The organism is Paraburkholderia sp. SIMBA_053 (assembly GCF_046534895.1).
GTDB lineage: Bacteria > Pseudomonadota > Gammaproteobacteria > Burkholderiales > Burkholderiaceae > Paraburkholderia > Paraburkholderia caledonica.
In genome coordinates this window covers 1-267 of sequence record NZ_JAWRXU010000819.1, presented here as the reverse complement: position 1 = coordinate 267, position 267 = coordinate 1, and the positions used below count along the sequence as shown (strand labels likewise).

The window sequence follows — 267 nt, the reverse complement described above, 5'->3', positions numbered from 1 at the left end:
CCGGCGTTATCTTCGAGCAACGGAAAACTAAGGTCGAGGGTAATCAGGTAGCGCTCGTCGTTTGGCCGGTCGTCCGTCCGAAAGCATCGGATATTGAGGGAAACCTGATACTTGTTGTCGGCCTGCCATCGTGTCGTTGGCGCGTGGCACGCCCGAATTGCATCGCGCGCCGTCTGCGTGTCTTCGATCGGGCGATTGGTCGACGAGTGAAACGGTTTCCATCCCCCTCGCCTGAACTGGTTCTGTAAGTCCGTGAGGATAGCCATC

Annotated in this window: 1 protein-coding gene; it reads left to right on the top strand. The window is 57.7% G+C overall.

Translation table 11 applies throughout. The annotated features are described in order from the left end of the window. Window positions 1-248: hypothetical protein (locus tag SB753_RS37855; RefSeq protein ID WP_410805261.1), on the top strand; the 248-nt coding region annotated here is incomplete at its 5' end. Between the last annotated feature and the right edge of the window lie 19 nt (window positions 249-267).